The 337-nt window shown below is 73.6% G+C and carries 1 protein-coding gene; it reads left to right on the top strand.

Features of this window, described 5'->3' with window-relative positions:
- Positions 1-337 (top strand): hypothetical protein (locus HO151_RS02705; protein WP_173894520.1); only part of this gene is annotated, 337 nt, incomplete at both ends.

A 337-nucleotide genomic window follows, 5' to 3' on the forward strand; every position in this document is an offset into this window, starting at 1 on the left:
GCATCCTCAACGACAGCGACGACGAGACGGCCGTCCCGTTCGCCTGGAACGACGTCTCCCTGCACGCCGTCGGCGCCAACGCCGTCCGCGTCCGGATCGGCCGGCTCGACGGCCGGGCCGTCTCCCTCTCCGTCGCCGATGTGACCGGCGCTCCGGTCCTGACGGTCGGCTCCATAGCCAGCCGTCCGCTCTCTGCCGATCAGCTCGGCGCCGTGTCCGGTGACGCGGGCGCCCTGTACGGGATGGAGTGGGTGTCCCCGGCTCCGTCCGGTGCCACCGAGACCGACTGGACCCCGTGGTCCGAGGTGGCCGAGGCCGTCGAGGGTGCGGTGCCGGG

This window comes from Streptomyces sp. 8P21H-1 (assembly GCF_013302945.1).